A 14,897-nucleotide genomic window follows, 5' to 3' on the forward strand; every position below is an offset into this window, starting at 1 on the left:
CGCGTGATTGGAGGGGCAACACACTGACTGGGTGGGCGACTCGCGATGAGACCCCAGACCGCCGCGTGTCGCCCGTCCAATCACGCGTGTCGCCCACCCAGTCACGCGAAGCACCGACTCGGCCGAACTGGTCGTGAGTGGCGTTTCGGGTGAGAGCACGACTTGCCACTCACGACCCACCCGGCCGCCCACCTGCCGCCGCCTGCCTGCCCGACCGCTTGGGGCCGAGCCCCGCGACCGCCGTCCGGGGCAACTGTCCGTACTCCGCCGATTACCGGCGCGACCTCCGCGTACTTCGTTGCTCTCCCACCGCGCTGCCGTCACGACCGGGCGATAGGGTCCTTTGAACCGCAGTCAGGTGTAGGAGGTCAAGGGTGCCCGGAAACGGTCTGTGGCGTACGAAATCCATCGAGCAGTCCATCGCGGACACCGACGAACCGGGGACCAAGCTCAGGCGGAACCTGAGCGCGTGGGATCTGACCGTCTTCGGCGTCGCCGTCGTCATCGGTGCCGGTATCTTCACGCTCACCGCGCGCACGGCGGGCGACTACGCGGGGCCGTCGGTCTCGCTCTCGTTCATCTTCGCGGCCATCGCCTGTGCGCTGGCGGCGCTCTGTTACGCGGAATTCGCGTCCACCGTCCCGGTGGCCGGGAGCGCGTACACGTTCTCTTACGCCACGTTCGGCGAGTTCATGGCGTGGATCATCGGCTGGGACCTGATCCTCGAACTCGCGGTCGGCGCGGCCGCGGTGTCGAAGGGCTGGTCGGCCTACCTCGAAACCGTGCTCTCCTACATTTTCGGCAAGGGCACGAAGACGACTTTCGAGATCGGCGGTGTCCCGGTCGACTGGGGCGCCCTGATCGTCGTGCTGGTGCTGGCGACTCTGCTCGCCGTCGGCACGAAGCTGTCTTCGCGGTTCTCGATGGTGATCACCGGGATCAAGGTCGCGGTGGTGCTGTTCGTGATCGTGCTCGGCATCTTCTACATCAAGAGTTCCAACTACAGCCCGTTCATCCCGGAGGCCCAGTCCGGCGCCGAGTCGTCGGCCACCGGTGTGGACCAGTCGCTGTTCTCGGTGATCGCGGGTAGCAGCAGCAGCTCGTTCGGCGTCTTCGGCCTGCTGGCCGCGGCGTCGCTGGTGTTCTTCGCGTTCATCGGTTTCGACATCGTCGCGACCACCGCGGAAGAGACCCGCAACCCGCAGAAGGCCGTGCCGCGCGGCATCTTCGGCTCGCTCGCGATCGTCACGGTGCTCTACGTCGCCGTGTCGCTCGTGGTCGTCGGCATGGTGAATTACAAGGATCTCGCGACTTCGGCCGGAGACGGCGGCAAGAAGACGCTCGCGTCCGCGTTCGCGGTCAACGGTGTCGACTGGGCGGCCAACATCATCTCCGTCGGCGCGCTCGCCGGTCTGACGACCGTCGTCATGGTGCTGATGCTCGGCCAGATCCGGATCATCTTCGCGATGTCGCGTGACGGTCTCATGCCGCGCGGCCTGGCGAAGACCGGCGCGAACGGGACGCCCAAGCGGGCGACCATCGTCGTCGGCGGACTGGTCGCCGTCGCCGCGACCTTCTTCCCGGCGGACAAGCTGGAGGAAATGGTCAACGTCGGCACGCTGTTCGCCTTCATCCTCGTTTCCGCGGGCGTGATGGTGCTGCGCAGGACGCGACCGGATCTGCCGCGTGCGTTCCGGGTGCCGTGGGTGCCGCTGATCCCCATCCTGGCGATCCTCGCCTGCCTGTGGCTGATGCTGAACCTGACCGTTTTGACCTGGTTGCGGTTCATCGCGTGGATGGTGCTGGGCGTTGTCGTCTACTTCGCCTACAGCCGTCGCCATTCGCTGCTCGGCAAGAAGAACAAGGAGGAGAAGGCGGAGTCCGTATCGGACTGATCTTTCTCGTTTCGGCGGCCCACCATTCCCTTGTGGATGGTGGGCCGCTTTGTCGGGGGCCCCGGTTTCGGTGTGAAATCGGTGTGCGATAGCGTCCGGTCTCTCGCCTCACCCTGTCGGGTGAACGGAACTCGTGTAGAAGCACCGCGAGTTGACCGTCATCCCTCGAAAGAGGCACCGCGCTTTGCTCGTTTGTCCCCCGATCGGTACAGGAGAGCTCTGAATGCAGATCATGTCCGGACGGCGCGTCCGTTCCGCCGTCACCGTCGTCGCGCTGGCGACCGCCGCCCTGCTCGGCACCGCCGGCTCGGCGCTGGCTTGTCACTCCGACGACGAACACGCCAAGCCGATCCCCGGCACCATCAGCAAATGCGAGCAGGTCAAGGCCGGCGGTTCGGCTCTGTCCGACTCGGACTTCAAGTTCACCGGCGGCGTCGGTGAGCGGCGGCTCAACATCACCGGCGTCGGCGAGGGCGTCAAGGTGACCGCGATCGTCGTCCTCGGTGGCGATGACGGCTACAACGTCTACGAGCCGGGCAAGCGCAAGCTCTCCGAGACCCCGCCGTGGACCGAGCTGCGCGCGCCGTTCAACCGCGACGGCGGCAAGGCGAACATCGACAAGTGGTTCGCGTGCGGTGAGAAGACCAAGCCGACCGAGCAGCCGAAGCCGTCCGAGCCGACGAAGACCTCGACGGCCAAGCCGCCGACGACCGCGCCGACCACCACGGAGAAGCCGTCCGAGACCTCCGCTCCGTCGAGCACCGCTGTTCCCGCCCCGAACGTCGGCGGTAACGGCGCCAACGGCGGCGGCCTCGCGGACACCGGTTTCGACAACGCCTGGCTGCTGTGGGCCGGTGGCCTGCTGGTCCTGGCCGGTGCCGGCGTCCTGGTGCTGCTGCGCGTGCGCCGCGGCAAGACCGACTGAAGCTAGTCCAGTGACTGAAGGCCCTCTTCCTCGCGAAGGGGGCCTTCAGCGCATTTGGGGGAAGTCCCCGAACAGCGATCCCTGCTCGCCCCAAGGGTTGGCCGGGCGGGGGCGGCCGAGACCGGCGGCCATCGCGACGGCGTTGTCCCATTCGGCGTCGACGACGTAGTCCGTGTGCTTGAGGACGCCGGGCGCCCAGCGGTGGCGTCCGGTCGGCCCGCGCATCGGGTCCGGCAGCCAGTGATCGCCGCCGAGCACCAGGACACCCTGATCGTCGGGCTCGGCGGCCAGCGGCCCGGTCCCGCCGCCGGGCAGGTAGCCGTCGCCCAGCAGTTTCCCGGACACCACGCGATGCCGCCACGTCGTGACGCCGCCGCCGAAGACGTCCGTGCCGCGGCACAGCGACCGCCAGCGGCCGTCGAGATCCTCGTACAGCCCGGCCAGTTGCGTCGGCGGCAGCATCGCGGGGAAGGCGCGCTGGTAGCCCCATTGCAGCGGTGAGCCCGCTGTCAGCAGCCCGACGCGTTCGCGGTCCTCCGGCGGGAGATCGGCGATCACGCGCGCCGCGGCCAGCACGGTCAGCAGGCTGCCGAGGTTGTAGCCGGACAGCACGACCCGCGTTCCCGGATCGGCCAGATGTTCCTTCACCCGGTCCGCGAGTTCCGGGACGACCTTGAGCGCGTAGCTCGGCGGGACGGTCGGATGGGCGGCGCGCGGCCAGAAGCACACGAGGTCCGCCAGCGCGCCGAGGTGACGGCTGCGCGTGGGCTTCGTCGCGGCGGCGAACACGACGCGGAGCAAGCCCGCCGCCAGTGCGCCCAGCGCGAACACGCCGATCCCCGAAATCGGCGTGAACCAGTTCGCCAGCGGGCCGAAACCGAAGCGCAGCACGAGGAGCGCGCCGCCGCCCGCCGCCATCGCCAGCGCCACCGCGAGCGCGAGATGGTGCAGATGCTTGCGTTCCCACGAGGCACGGGCCCAGACGCGGGCGGCCTCCTCTTCCTGCGCCTTGCTGATCTCCATCAGCGCGACGACCTCCGGGACGCCGCGGCGCAGCCGTCGCAGCGGGACGGCCACCGCGAAGCCCAGCACACCGAGCACCAGGGCGAGCGCGAGCCCGGCGCCCCACAGGACTGTCACCAGGACATAGGTGTCGGGCAGCCGGAGATCGGTCGCGCCGACCAGTTGCCTCAGCGCGACAGCGAGTCCCGCGCCGAAGCCGCCGCCGAGCAGCCCGGCGAGCGCGACGACCGGCGCCGCGGCCCAGCCGCCGAGCCAGGGCCGCAACCGTCGCGGCAGGTGCTTCCAGGCCGACCGGCCGAACAACGCGGCCGGGACGAGGATCAGCGCGAACAGCACGGTCACCACGACCATCGACGCGCCCAGCGCCTCGACCGTCCCGTCCGCTCCGCCGAGCCCGCCGCCCGAAAGCCCCGCGGGCAGCGGTGTCCGGCGCACGACGGCGATCCCGACCAGCACGACCGCGAACGCGATCAGCCCGCCCCGGATCACCGGCCCGGCCGAGAAGCCGACCGTCGAGGCCAGCAGCGAGGCGACGGCGAGCGCCATCGCGCAGATCCAGACGATCAGGTCGAACGTCGTCGCCGGCAGCCGGAACGGCCCGCCGAGCAACGGGAGCGCGACACAGGTCAGCGCGGCGATGGTGTGCAGCGTGCGCAGGCCCGGCGTCCGCGGCAGGTCCTGTGGTTGCAGCGGGCTCGAACTGTGCGAGCGGTGCAGCCGGTTCCGCGAGCGCCAGTCCGAGGACGGGATCCGGTCGAGCACGAAGATCAGCGCCAGCAGTGGGACCACTCCGATCGCCGTCCGCAGCGGTGCGAAATCGCGCAGGAACGACGGCGCGCCCGGCAGGCACGTCGATCCCGGGGCGAGGCACTGCGCGGCGAACAGATCGAGCGAGACCACCGCGAGCTGGCTGATCAGCAGCATCGTCAGCAGCAGCGAGGCCACCCGCAGCAGCCCTCGGCAAGCCGTGCCGAGCATCGCCGCGAACCGGTTGCCCTCCGGGACCGGTGGCAGCATCCAATGCGCCACGTTCGCCAGCGAGAACGGGAACAGCAGCGCCCAGGTCGCCTTCGCCGCGCCCCCCGAGGTCATCCCGCTCCACAGGTAGCCTTCGAGGATGCGCGGGATCGAGCGGCCGAGCGCGGGCAGCACCGGACCGGGAGCGGGACGGCGCAGCCGGTCCGACGGCCGGATCAGCCTGCCGATCCCGTCGCCCGCGACGTCGACCACCGACGTCGAATCCAGCAGGCTTTCACCGCTCGTGCCCACTAGCCCGGGTACGCGTATTTCGACGACGCGGGTATCGGGACCCGGCATGACCACGGTGAAGGCCTCCAAACCGTTCCAGTGGGCGTTGAGCCGACAACGGTACTGTTCCGATGTCATCCAACCTTGGAGGAAGCGCGCATATGACCCCCGAAAGCGTTGCCGAGCGGCACGACACCCGCAACGGCATCGAGTTCGCCGTCGCCGATCTCGAGGCAGCCGAGTTCGGCCGCAAGGAGATCCGCCTCGCCGAGCACGAGATGCCGGGCCTGATGGCGCTGCGCCGCGAGTACGCCGAGGTGTATCCCCTGCGGGGAGCCCGGGTTTCGGGCTCGCTGCACATGACGGTACAGACCGCGGTGCTGATCGAAACCCTCGTCGCACTGGGTGCCGAGGTCCGCTGGGCCTCCTGCAACATCTTCTCCACGCAGGACCACGCCGCCGCGGCGATCGTCGTCGGCCCGCACGGCACCATCGAGGAGCCCAAGGGCGTGCCGGTGTTCGCCTGGAAGGGCGAGTCGCTGGAGGAGTACTGGTGGTGCACCGAGCGGATGCTCACCTGGGACGGTGAGGGTCCGAACATGATCCTCGACGACGGCGGCGACGCCACCATGCTGGTGCACAAGGGAACCGAGTTCGAGAAGGCCGGTGTCGTCCCGTCCCCGGACGAGGACACTTCGGACGAGTTCCGCGTTTTCCTCCAGCTGCTGAGCGCCTCCGTCGAGGCCGACACCGGCAAATGGACCAAGATCGGCGAAGGCGTCCGCGGTGTCACCGAGGAGACCACGACCGGCGTGCTGCGGCTCTACCAGCTCGCCGCGGCCGGTGAGCTGCTGTTCCCGGCGATCAACGTGAACGACGCCGTGACCAAGTCGAAGTTCGACAACCGCTACGGCATCCGGCATTCGCTGATCGACGGCATCAACCGCGGCACCGACGTCCTCATCGGCGGCAAGGTCGCGGTCGTCTGCGGCTACGGCGACGTCGGCAAGGGCGCCGCGGAATCGCTGCGCGGCCAGGGCGCGCGGGTGATCGTCACCGAGATCGACCCGATCTGCGCGCTGCAGGCGGCGATGGACGGCTACCAGGTCAAGAAGCTGGAGAACGTCCTCCCCGAGGCCGACATCATCATCACGACCACCGGGAACAAGGACGTCGTGCTCGTCGAGCACATGGCGCGGATGAAGCACCAGGCGATCCTCGGCAACATCGGCCACTTCGACAACGAGCTCGACATGGCCGGTCTGCAGCGCTACCCGGGCATCCGGCGCATCAACATCAAACCGCAGGTCGACGAGTGGGTGTTCCCTGCCGGGGGTCCGGGGGCCGCCCCCCGGGATGAGCACAGCTCGGACGGTAAGAGCATCATCGTGCTGTCCGAGGGCCGTCTGCTGAACCTGGGCAACGCGACCGGGCACCCGTCGTTCGTGATGTCGAACAGCTTCTCCAACCAGGTGATCGCGCAGGTCGAGCTGTTCACCAAGTACGAGGAGTACGACAAGGAGGTCTTCCGCCTCCCGAAGAAGCTCGACGAGAAGGTCGCGAAGATCCACCTCGACGCGCTCGGCGGTGAGCTCACGAAGCTGACCAAGGAGCAGGCGGAGTACATCGACGTGGACGTCGAAGGTCCCTTCAAGACCGACCACTACCGGTACTGAGCGCTGCTATGAAAGGTCCTTTCCTTGCGAAATTTGCGAGGAAAGGACCTTTCATAGCGCGTGAGCGCTACTCCCACTCGACCTCGATGCCGGCCAGCCCCGGTCCGGCGTCGCTGAAGAAGCCGCTGGTCACGCCGCCCATGTCGCAGGGCAGCTCTTCGGACTCGACGGGGACGGCGTCGTCGCGCGTCCGGAACTGCCGCGTGCAGCGGGCGGGCAGCGCGCCGAGCGCGAACTTCAGCTGCACCAGATAGCTCGAACACTGGTCCCGCAGCATCCGGAAGTACCCGGGCGACGCGGCGCCGGAGTCGTCGTGGACCCCGAAGCAGAACACGTGGATCTCGCCCTCGGCGAGCTTCCGGTCGAAGAGCAGTTCGGTGGCCATCGTCTCGGCCTCGGCGTTGCGCCGGATCCGGCCGACGCGGCAGCCCTCGTCGGTGACCAGTTCGACGTCGCCGATGTCGCAGCCGGGGTCGCCGTTGTAGACGGTGACGTACCGGTCCGGACCGTGGCGCCGCGCCCGGCACACCAGCCGGGTGTGCAGGGCGACCTGCCGGTGGGCGGCGTCGAAGGTGATCGTGTCGTGCACCGACAGCATTTCGAGGTCGGCGTTGTAGCGGTTGGACGACGGGTACGCGCCCAGTTCGGCCAGCAGCTGGTCGACGATCGAGCCCATGTCGCCGGACCGGATGTCGTGGAACGACGCGGCCATCTGATGCCCGCGCGCCCGCGTCGTCCGCGGTCCGATCAGCACGACGAGCGCGTCGGCGGGCAGTTGCAGCACCGATTCCAGCGCGCGGACCGCAGGGAGCGCCTTGGGTACTTCCGGCTGGCGCAGTCCGCGCTGCCAGTAGCTCAACGTCGACTGTCCGATTTGGACGCCGCGGAGCCCGAGGTGGGCACGGAGCCTGGCCAGTGACAGGCCGCGATAGGCGATCGCCTGCCGGAGCGCGTGGTGGAATTCGCCGCTACGCAGGGCCTCGACGAGTTCCCTTGGCAAGGATTCGAGCGGCTGGCGGCGCGTGCCGTCGATGATCGTCGGGGTGTCCACGTCGGAGACATGTTTTCCCGCCGAGGACGAATCAGTCCTGGCCGAGGCGAGCTTTCCCGCCGAGAACGCATCGCCACCGTCTCGTGTCACCGCTCGTCCCTTCACCAGACCAGTGTGTGCGCTGAGCGTGAACACCGCGGAACGTTCACGTTAGCAGCGCACTGTGAACACTACGTCCCCCGTTCGGGGTGGTTGACCCCGGAAGAGTGACCGTTCCGGGGTGTGGAAACGCCCCGGAACGGTCCGTTCCGCCGAGTGCCCATCTTGCTCTGTGTGAGCCTGCTGTTCACCGTTGTGACCACATTGGTTCGCCATGGTGACCAGGAGGCCCGTTGTGCCTGTGTTCTCGAACAGGGTTTGCGCCGCCGGCGCCGCGAGTCTCGCGGCGTGGCTGGCGATCCAGACCCCGGCGAGCGCGCTGCCCCAGCCGCCTGCCCGCCAGAACGCCGTCGCCATGCAGGTGCAGGAGAAGTCCCAGTGGTGCTGGGTGGCTTCCGGCAACACCATCGCGGCACACCACGGTGTGACCGTCACCCAGAACGAATTCTGCCGGATCGCCCACGGCGAGCGACGCCGGGAGTGCGCGGACGAGCCGGGGACGCTGGGCGACGTCCGCCGCGCCTTCGGCAAGCTCGGCTTTTCGGCCCCGGGGAGCTACGTCAAGGGGCGCATCCCCTACTCCGCCGTCCAGGCGCAGACCGGGAACGGCAACCCGGTCCAGACGCGGGTCGGCTGGGCCTCGGGCGGTGGCCACATGCACGTCCTCTACGGCTTCGACGCCGGCCGGAAGTGGGTCTCGTGGGGGGATCCACTGCCCACCGGGAACCGCTACAACTGGTCGGCCTACGACTTCTACGCCGGCAACAAGTCCTTCACCTGGACCCACACGCTCACCGGGATCCGGCGATGAGCGCGCGGCGGTTCCCCGTGCTCGCCGGGCTGGTCGCGGTCGCGCTGCTCGTCTCGGCGCCCGGAGCGCGCGCGGACAGCCTTTCGAGTGAAGATCTCGCCGCCGCGAAGGCGGCCGCCGACGACCCCACGCTGCGTGCCGAAATCGGTCGCTTCTTCACTCAGACGGGTGGATCGAGCCACGCGCCGTCGGTGAGTGTCGTGGACGAGTCCTTCCCCGTTTACGAGCTTTCGAGGGATTTCGTCGCCGGTGAAGGCGCGATCGCCGGGCGGCTCGCCTACGTCGCCGTCCCGGTGACGGCGTCCGACGGGCAGACCGCGACAGTCTGGTCGGTCCGCGGCGACGACGGCGCCTGGCGCGTCGGCAACATCGCGTCGGGTGACCGGGAGAGCGAACTGGCCCGGCGGCTGCCCGCCGGCGCGACGCTGCTCCACGAACCCCAGGTCGACGCCTGGTACGCGCTGCGCGACGGCCGGGTGACGCTGCTCGACTCGGGCGCCGGCGACTACACGGCTGGTGCCACGGCCACCCTCGCGGAGTACCAGAAGACGGTCTCCGGCCGGTACGGCGACATGCTCGCGAACTCTCCCTACGCCCAAGAGGGCAAGGCCGGCGGCTATAACGCCCAGGTGATGCCTCGCGGCGACGGCGGCCCCGCGCCCGACGCGCAGGACACCGGCTTCGTCCCGCTGCTGATCTTCGGCGGCCTGCTCCTCATCGGTGTGGCCGGCTTCTTCCTGCATTCGAAGAGGCGCATCCCCTAGCGGACCGGTGGGCCGGACGTGAGCTGACCCGTCTGGCCCGCCGGTCGACCACGGCGCCTTAAGGTGTTCCCGTGGGACGACTCGTGGTGATCGAAGGTCTGGACGGCGCGGGCAAGCGCACCCTCGCCGAAGCGCTGACAGGTGCGCTGAACGCGGCCGGGGCGAGCGTCACGTCCATCGCGTTTCCGCGTTACGGCGAAAGCGTGCACGCCGACCTCGTGAAGGAAGCGCTGCACCGCGGCCACGGCGACCTCGCCGACTCCGTGTACGGCATGGCGATGCTCTACGCGCTCGATCGCCGGGGCGCCGCCGACGAGATCCGCGCCCGCCTCGGCGATCACGACGTCGTCCTGCTCGACAGGTACGTCGCGTCGAACGCGGCGTACGGCGCGGCCCGGCTGCACCAGGGCGCGGACGGCGAGTTCGTGCGCTGGCTCCGGGAACTGGAGATCGACCGGTTCGGTCTGCCGATGCCCGCCGCGCATCTGCTGCTCCGGGTCACCGCCGACGTCGCCGCCGGCCGCGCGCAGCGCCGTGCGGAGAGCGACGCCGACCGCGCGCGGGATTCCTTCGAGACCGACGACGCCCTCCAGAAGCGCTGCTCGGTGGTCTACGACGAACTCGCCGCGACGGCCTGGCTCGCGCCTTGGCACGTTCTCGACGGCGTCGCCGGTGTCGACACCGCTGCTTTGGCTACCGAACTCCTCCGCGCTTAGTCCTCTGAACGCCGGTCCTCCAAACGCGCGAGCAGCCAGGCGTGGAACTCGCCGATGTGGTGTTCGGACGGCATCAGCACCCCGCCGTCGCGGTAGGCGCGGGACGCCATCGCGGGCTGGCAGCGTTCACAGGCGTCGAAGTCCTGCTCGTTGACGCGGTGGAACAACTCCACCGACCGGGACACGTCCCGCCCCGACGCCACGACCTCGCCGGAGTAGAGCCAGTCGCATTCGACGACCGTCCGGTCCGGCGCGAGCGGGTACATCCGGTGGAAGATCACGTGGTCCGGCACCAGGTTCACGAACACCTGCGGCCGGATGGTGACCGCGTAGTACCGCCTGTCCTGTTCGTTCGCGACACCGTCGAGCCGCTCGAAGCCCGAGCCGCGGTCAATGGTGAACCCGTCGACGTCCTCGCCGAATTCGGCGCCGTGCCCGACGAAGTACTGCGCCGCGTAGCCGTCGGCGAACTCCGGCAGCACCTCGGTCAGTTCGGGATGGATGGTCGCGCAGTGGTAGCACTCCATGAAGTTCTCGACGATCAGTTTCCAGTTCGCCTTGACGTCGTAGGTGATCCGGCGCCCGACCGAGAGCCGGTCGAGGCCGTAGTGCCCGATCGACTCCAGGTCGCCCAGCCGTTCCCGCACCGCGCCCTCGACGTCGACCTCGAACGACGGCGGGTCCGAGGCGAGGCAGACCCACGCGTAACCCAGCCATTCCCGCAGACGCACGGCATGGAGCCCGTACTCGGTGCGGTCGATGCCGGGGAGGTTCGCCAGGTTCGGCGCCGCGATCAGCTTCCCGTCGAGTCCGTACGTCCACGCGTGGTACGGGCACTGGAACGCGCGTTTCACCGTGCCCGCGTCCTCGGTGCACAACCGGGCGCCACGATGACGGCAGATGTTGAGGAACGCGCGCAGCCCGCCGTCCCGCCCCCGGCTGACGAGCACACTCTCGCGTCCGATTTGGACGGTCCGATAGTCGCCCGCCGACGGAAGGTCCGCCGAGCGCACCGCGCAGAACCAGCCGCGCTCGAAGATCTTTTCCTGCTCCGCCGCGAAGATCCCGGCATCGGTGTAGTACCGGCCGCCCAGGGTCGGGATCAGTGTCCGGGTCATCTCGCCACCCGGGTCAGCCGGGCGGGGTCGAACAGGGCGATCGGATGTTCGGTGGCGCCGTCTGCCACCAGGTCGGCCAGCACTTCGCCGATCACCGGGACGAACTTGAAGCCGTGCCCGGAGAACCCGCAGGCGACCACCACGCGTTCGTGCGCGGGATGGCGGGCGATGACGAAATGCTCGTCGGGGGTGTTCGTGTACATACAGGTCGCCCCGCGCAGGAACGTGCCCGGCAGCGACGGCATCTTCCGGCCGACGAACTCCGAGATCTCACCGACCTCTTCGGCGTGCACCGTCCGGTCGATGGTCTCCGGCGTGCAGGTCTCGCCGCCGCGGAAGAACGCGACCTTCACGCTCCCGGCGTCGTCGTGGGACGGGAAGCCGTAGAACTGGCGGCCGCTTTCGCCTTCCCAGACGTAGATCGGATGCCGTCCGGCGCGGAACGGCTCGGCTCCGCCCGACGGCGCGAACCAGTACTGGACCTGGCGTTCGATGGTGAATTCGACGCCGAGTTCGCCGAGCAGTCCCGGCGCCCAGGCTCCGGGGCAGATCACCAGCTGCCCCGCGGTGTAGAAGTTCTGCGACGTCCCGACCCGGACCCCGGTGGACGTCTCCTGCCACGAAAGGACCTTCTCCTCGTGGTGCAGATCCGCCCCCGCTCGCGCGGCGAGCTGGAGATGCGCCGCCACGCTGCCTTCCGGCACCACGAAACCGGCGTTCTCCTCGTACAGCGCGATCTCGTGCTCCTCCGGGCGCATCGTCGGGAACCGCCGCCGGATCTCCGCCGCGTCCAGCAACTCGTGCGGCAGCCCCCATTCCCGGGCGCTGGCCAGGCTGCCCGACACCGTCCGCGAGCCGGGGGCGCCGAGCATGATCCCGCCGCAGCGGGTGAAGATCTTCCGGCCGGAGTCCCGTTCGACGCCGTCCCACAGTTCGTGCGCCCGCAGCAGCAACGGGACGTACGCGGGATCCTCGAAGTACGACTGCCGGGTGATCCGCGAGCCGCCGTGGCTGGATCCCAGGTTGTGCACCGGCGCGAACCGGTCGATGCCCAGCACGCGCTGTCCCCGCCGGGCGAGCCGGTACGCGGCCGCGCTGCCCATCCCGCCGAGGCCGATGACGATGACGTCGTAGTGGGTCATACGGCGCTCCTGATCCGGGTCATGCCGGGGTCGAACAGCGGTTCACTCGCCACGACGGCGGGGATCCGCTCGCCGAAGTACTCGATCTCCAAGGGCGTTCCCGGCATCGACAGCTCGGCCGGAAGCCACGCGTACGCGATGTTCTTGCCGACTGTGTAGCCGTACGCGGCGCTGGTGACGTATCCGGCGGGACGGCCGTCGGCGAACACCGGTTCCTTGCCGAGCACGACGGAATACGGATCGTCGACGGTGAGGCAGGTCAGCTTCCTGGTGGCTGTCTCCGCCGAGCGGCCCGCCAGCGCGTCGCGTCCGATGAAGTAGCCCTTGTCCATCCGCACGGCGAAACCGAGCCCGGCCTCGTACGGGTCGTGCTCGGCGGTGACGTCCGTGCCCCACAGCCGGTAGCCCTTCTCCAGTCGCATGCTGGAGAAGGCGTCCCGGCCGGCGGCGATGATCCCGTGCTTCCGCCCGGCGTCCCAGAGCGTGTCCCACAGCTCGCGGCCGAGATCGGCGCTCGTGTACAGCTCCCAGCCGAGTTCGCCCACATAGGACAGTCGCATCGCGGTCACCGGTACCAGGCCGACGTACGCCTGTTTCGTCTTGAAGTACCCCATCGCCCGATGCGAGAAGTCTGTTGTGGACAGTGACTGCAGGACAGCTCTGGCGAGCGGGCCCCAGAGCCCGACGCAGCAGGTGCCCGGGGTGGTCTCGTGGATCTGCGCGGCGCCGTCGCCGGGGAGATGCCGCCGTAGCCAGTCGATGTCGATGTTGCCGTTGACGCCCACCTGGAACCGCTCGGCGCCGAGCCGGGCGACGGTCAGGTCGCTGCGCACGCCGCCGTCCTCGTCGAGCAACAGCGTGTAGGTGACCGAGCCGGGCTTCTTGTCGAGCTGGTTCGTGGTCATCGTCTGCAGGAACGGCAGGGCGCCCGGGCCGGTGACCTCCACGCGTTTCAGCGAGGTCATGTCGAACATCGCGACCCGTCGCCGCGCGACGAGTGCTTCGGCGCCGCCGATCGGGGACCAGTACCGCGCGGCCCAGTCGTTCCGCTCCGGGATCAGGGCGACTTCCGGGAGGTTCGCGTTCGCCTCGTACCAGTGCGGCCTTTCCCAGCCACCAGCTTCGAGGAAGAACGCGCCGAGCGCGGACTGCCGCTCGTAGAAGGGACTCGTCCGCAGGGGCCGCGGTTCTTCCATGGACTGCAAGGGATGGACGACGTCGTAGACTTCGACGAAGCTCTGGCAGCTGCGCGCCATGACGTAGTCCGGGGCCAGCTGCACCCGCTCGAACCGGGCGAGGTCGCAGCCGTGCAGATCGGCGCCGGGCTGCCCGTCGACCAGCCACCGCGCCATCGCCCGCGCGACCCCGGCCGAATGCGTGATCCAGACGGCTTCGGCGACCCAGAAGCCGTCGAGGTCCGGATGCTCGCCGAGCAGCGGCATACCGTCCGGGGTGAAGGAGAACAGGCCGTTGATGCCCTCTTCGACCTTGGTCTCGCCCAGCGACGGGAGCAGGTCGACGGCGGCGGCCCAGGACTCCTCGAAGTCCGCGGGTGTGAACGCGAGCTCCGAAGGCATGCCCTCGCCCGCGCCGATCTCCTCGGCGGGCAACGGCATCGGCCGGTGCCCGTACGCGCCGATGCCGATCCGGTCGACGTGCTCGCGGAAGTAGAGGTCGGCGTCCTGATGCCGCAGGATCGGCAGGGTCATGCCGGTGAGCTGCGGCAGGGGAGCTGTCCGCGCGTACTGGTGCGCCATCGGGACCAGCGGGATCGCGAGGTCCACCAGTTCGCCGAGAACCGGCCCCCACATCCCGGCGCACGAGAGGACGATGTCCGCGCGGAAGCTCCCGGTCCCGGTGGTGACGCCGGTGACCCGGCCGCCCGCCCGTTCGACGCCGACGACCTTCTGACCCGCGAGGAACTTCGCGCCGCGCCCGATCGCGCGGCGGGCCTGCGCCTCGGCCGCCCGCAGGGGTCCGGCCAAGCCGTCGGAGGGGATGTGGAACCCGCCGAGCACCTTGGCCGGGTCGAGCATCGGATGCAGCACGGCGCATTCGCCCGGCTCGATCAGCCTGCTTTCGACGCCCGACGCGGTCGCCCAGCCGTGCCGCCGCTTGAGATCGGCGAGCCGTTCCGGTGTCGTGGCCACCTCCAGCCCGCCGACCTGCCGGAAACAGGGGGCGCCGTCGAGGTCGAGCGCGCCGTACTTGGCGACGGTGTAGCGGGCGAACTCGGTCATCGTGCGGCAGGCGTTGGTCTGGAAGACCAGGCCGGGGGCGTGCGAGCTGGAGCCGCCGGTGGTGAACAGGTCGCCCTGCTCCAGCACGGTGAGGTCGGTCCAGCCACGTTCGGTGAGTTCGTCGGCGAGCGCGCAGCCGACGATGCCGGCGCCGATCACGACGACGCGGGGTCCTGGGGGCATGGTGAG

Annotated in this window: 11 protein-coding genes; 6 read left to right on the forward strand and 5 right to left on the reverse strand. The window is 69.4% G+C overall.

Features of this window, described 5'->3' with window-relative positions; translation table 11 throughout:
• Window positions 1-374: 374 nt before the first annotated feature.
• Window positions 375-1,895, forward strand: a complete 1,521-nt coding sequence (locus ACFOSH_RS16865) for an amino acid permease (RefSeq protein ID WP_378239852.1) — start codon at window positions 375-377, stop codon at window positions 1,893-1,895.
• Between the two features lie 223 nt (window positions 1,896-2,118).
• Window positions 2,119-2,820: an LPXTG cell wall anchor domain-containing protein gene (locus tag ACFOSH_RS16870; RefSeq protein ID WP_378239853.1), complete on the forward strand. Its 702-nt coding sequence runs from the start codon at window positions 2,119-2,121 to the stop codon at window positions 2,818-2,820.
• Window positions 2,821-2,865: 45 nt separating this feature from the next.
• Here ACFOSH_RS16870 and ACFOSH_RS16875 read toward each other — a convergent pair whose 3' ends face one another.
• Window positions 2,866-5,160, reverse strand: a complete 2,295-nt coding sequence (locus ACFOSH_RS16875) for a hypothetical protein (protein ID WP_378239974.1) — start codon at window positions 5,158-5,160, stop codon at window positions 2,866-2,868.
• A gap of 92 nt (window positions 5,161-5,252) precedes the next feature.
• Here ACFOSH_RS16875 and ahcY point away from each other — a divergent pair, with 92 nt between their 5' ends.
• Window positions 5,253-6,767, forward strand: coding sequence for an adenosylhomocysteinase (gene ahcY, locus ACFOSH_RS16880; RefSeq protein ID WP_378239854.1), 1,515 nt, complete (start codon window positions 5,253-5,255; stop codon window positions 6,765-6,767).
• A gap of 67 nt (window positions 6,768-6,834) precedes the next feature.
• Here ahcY and ACFOSH_RS16885 read toward each other — a convergent pair whose 3' ends face one another.
• Window positions 6,835-7,818, reverse strand: coding sequence for a hypothetical protein (locus ACFOSH_RS16885; protein ID WP_378239975.1), 984 nt, complete (start codon window positions 7,816-7,818; stop codon window positions 6,835-6,837).
• A 340-nt stretch (window positions 7,819-8,158) separates the two neighbouring features.
• Here ACFOSH_RS16885 and ACFOSH_RS16890 point away from each other — a divergent pair, with 340 nt between their 5' ends.
• The 3 genes from ACFOSH_RS16890 (at window position 8,159) to ACFOSH_RS16900 (ending at window position 10,208) form a co-directional block, all read left to right on the forward strand.
• Window positions 8,159-8,728, forward strand: a complete 570-nt coding sequence (locus ACFOSH_RS16890; protein WP_378239976.1) for a papain-like cysteine protease family protein — start codon at window positions 8,159-8,161, stop codon at window positions 8,726-8,728.
• Complete coding sequence (locus tag ACFOSH_RS16895; RefSeq protein WP_378239855.1) at window positions 8,725-9,492, forward strand: hypothetical protein; 768 nt, start codon at window positions 8,725-8,727, stop codon at window positions 9,490-9,492. Before ACFOSH_RS16890 ends, ACFOSH_RS16895 begins: the two co-directional genes overlap by 4 nt.
• An 83-nt stretch (window positions 9,493-9,575) precedes the next feature.
• Window positions 9,576-10,208: a dTMP kinase gene (locus tag ACFOSH_RS16900; protein ID WP_378239977.1), complete on the forward strand. Its 633-nt coding sequence runs from the start codon at window positions 9,576-9,578 to the stop codon at window positions 10,206-10,208.
• Here ACFOSH_RS16900 and ACFOSH_RS16905 read toward each other — a convergent pair.
• Genes ACFOSH_RS16905 through ACFOSH_RS16915 form a run of 3 tightly spaced genes read right to left on the reverse strand, consistent with a single transcriptional unit; the run spans window position 10,205 to window position 14,891 of the window.
• Window positions 10,205-11,326 carry an aromatic ring-hydroxylating oxygenase subunit alpha gene (locus tag ACFOSH_RS16905; RefSeq protein ID WP_378239856.1) on the reverse strand — a complete coding sequence of 374 codons (1,122 nt, stop codon included), beginning with the start codon at window positions 11,324-11,326 and terminating at the stop codon, window positions 10,205-10,207. The genes ACFOSH_RS16900 and ACFOSH_RS16905 overlap by 4 nt on opposite strands.
• Entirely contained in the window at window positions 11,323-12,468 is a 1,146-nt protein-coding gene (gene solA, locus ACFOSH_RS16910) for an N-methyl-L-tryptophan oxidase (protein ID WP_378239857.1), read from the reverse strand. The genes ACFOSH_RS16905 and solA overlap by 4 nt, the downstream gene beginning before the upstream one ends.
• Window positions 12,465-14,891, reverse strand: a complete 2,427-nt coding sequence (locus ACFOSH_RS16915) for a GcvT family protein (RefSeq protein ID WP_378239858.1) — start codon at window positions 14,889-14,891, stop codon at window positions 12,465-12,467. Before ACFOSH_RS16915 ends, solA begins: the two co-directional genes overlap by 4 nt.
• Window positions 14,892-14,897: the final 6 nt, after the last annotated feature.

Source organism: Amycolatopsis speibonae, assembly GCF_042647925.1.
GTDB classification, from domain to species: domain Bacteria; phylum Actinomycetota; class Actinomycetes; order Mycobacteriales; family Pseudonocardiaceae; genus Amycolatopsis; species Amycolatopsis speibonae.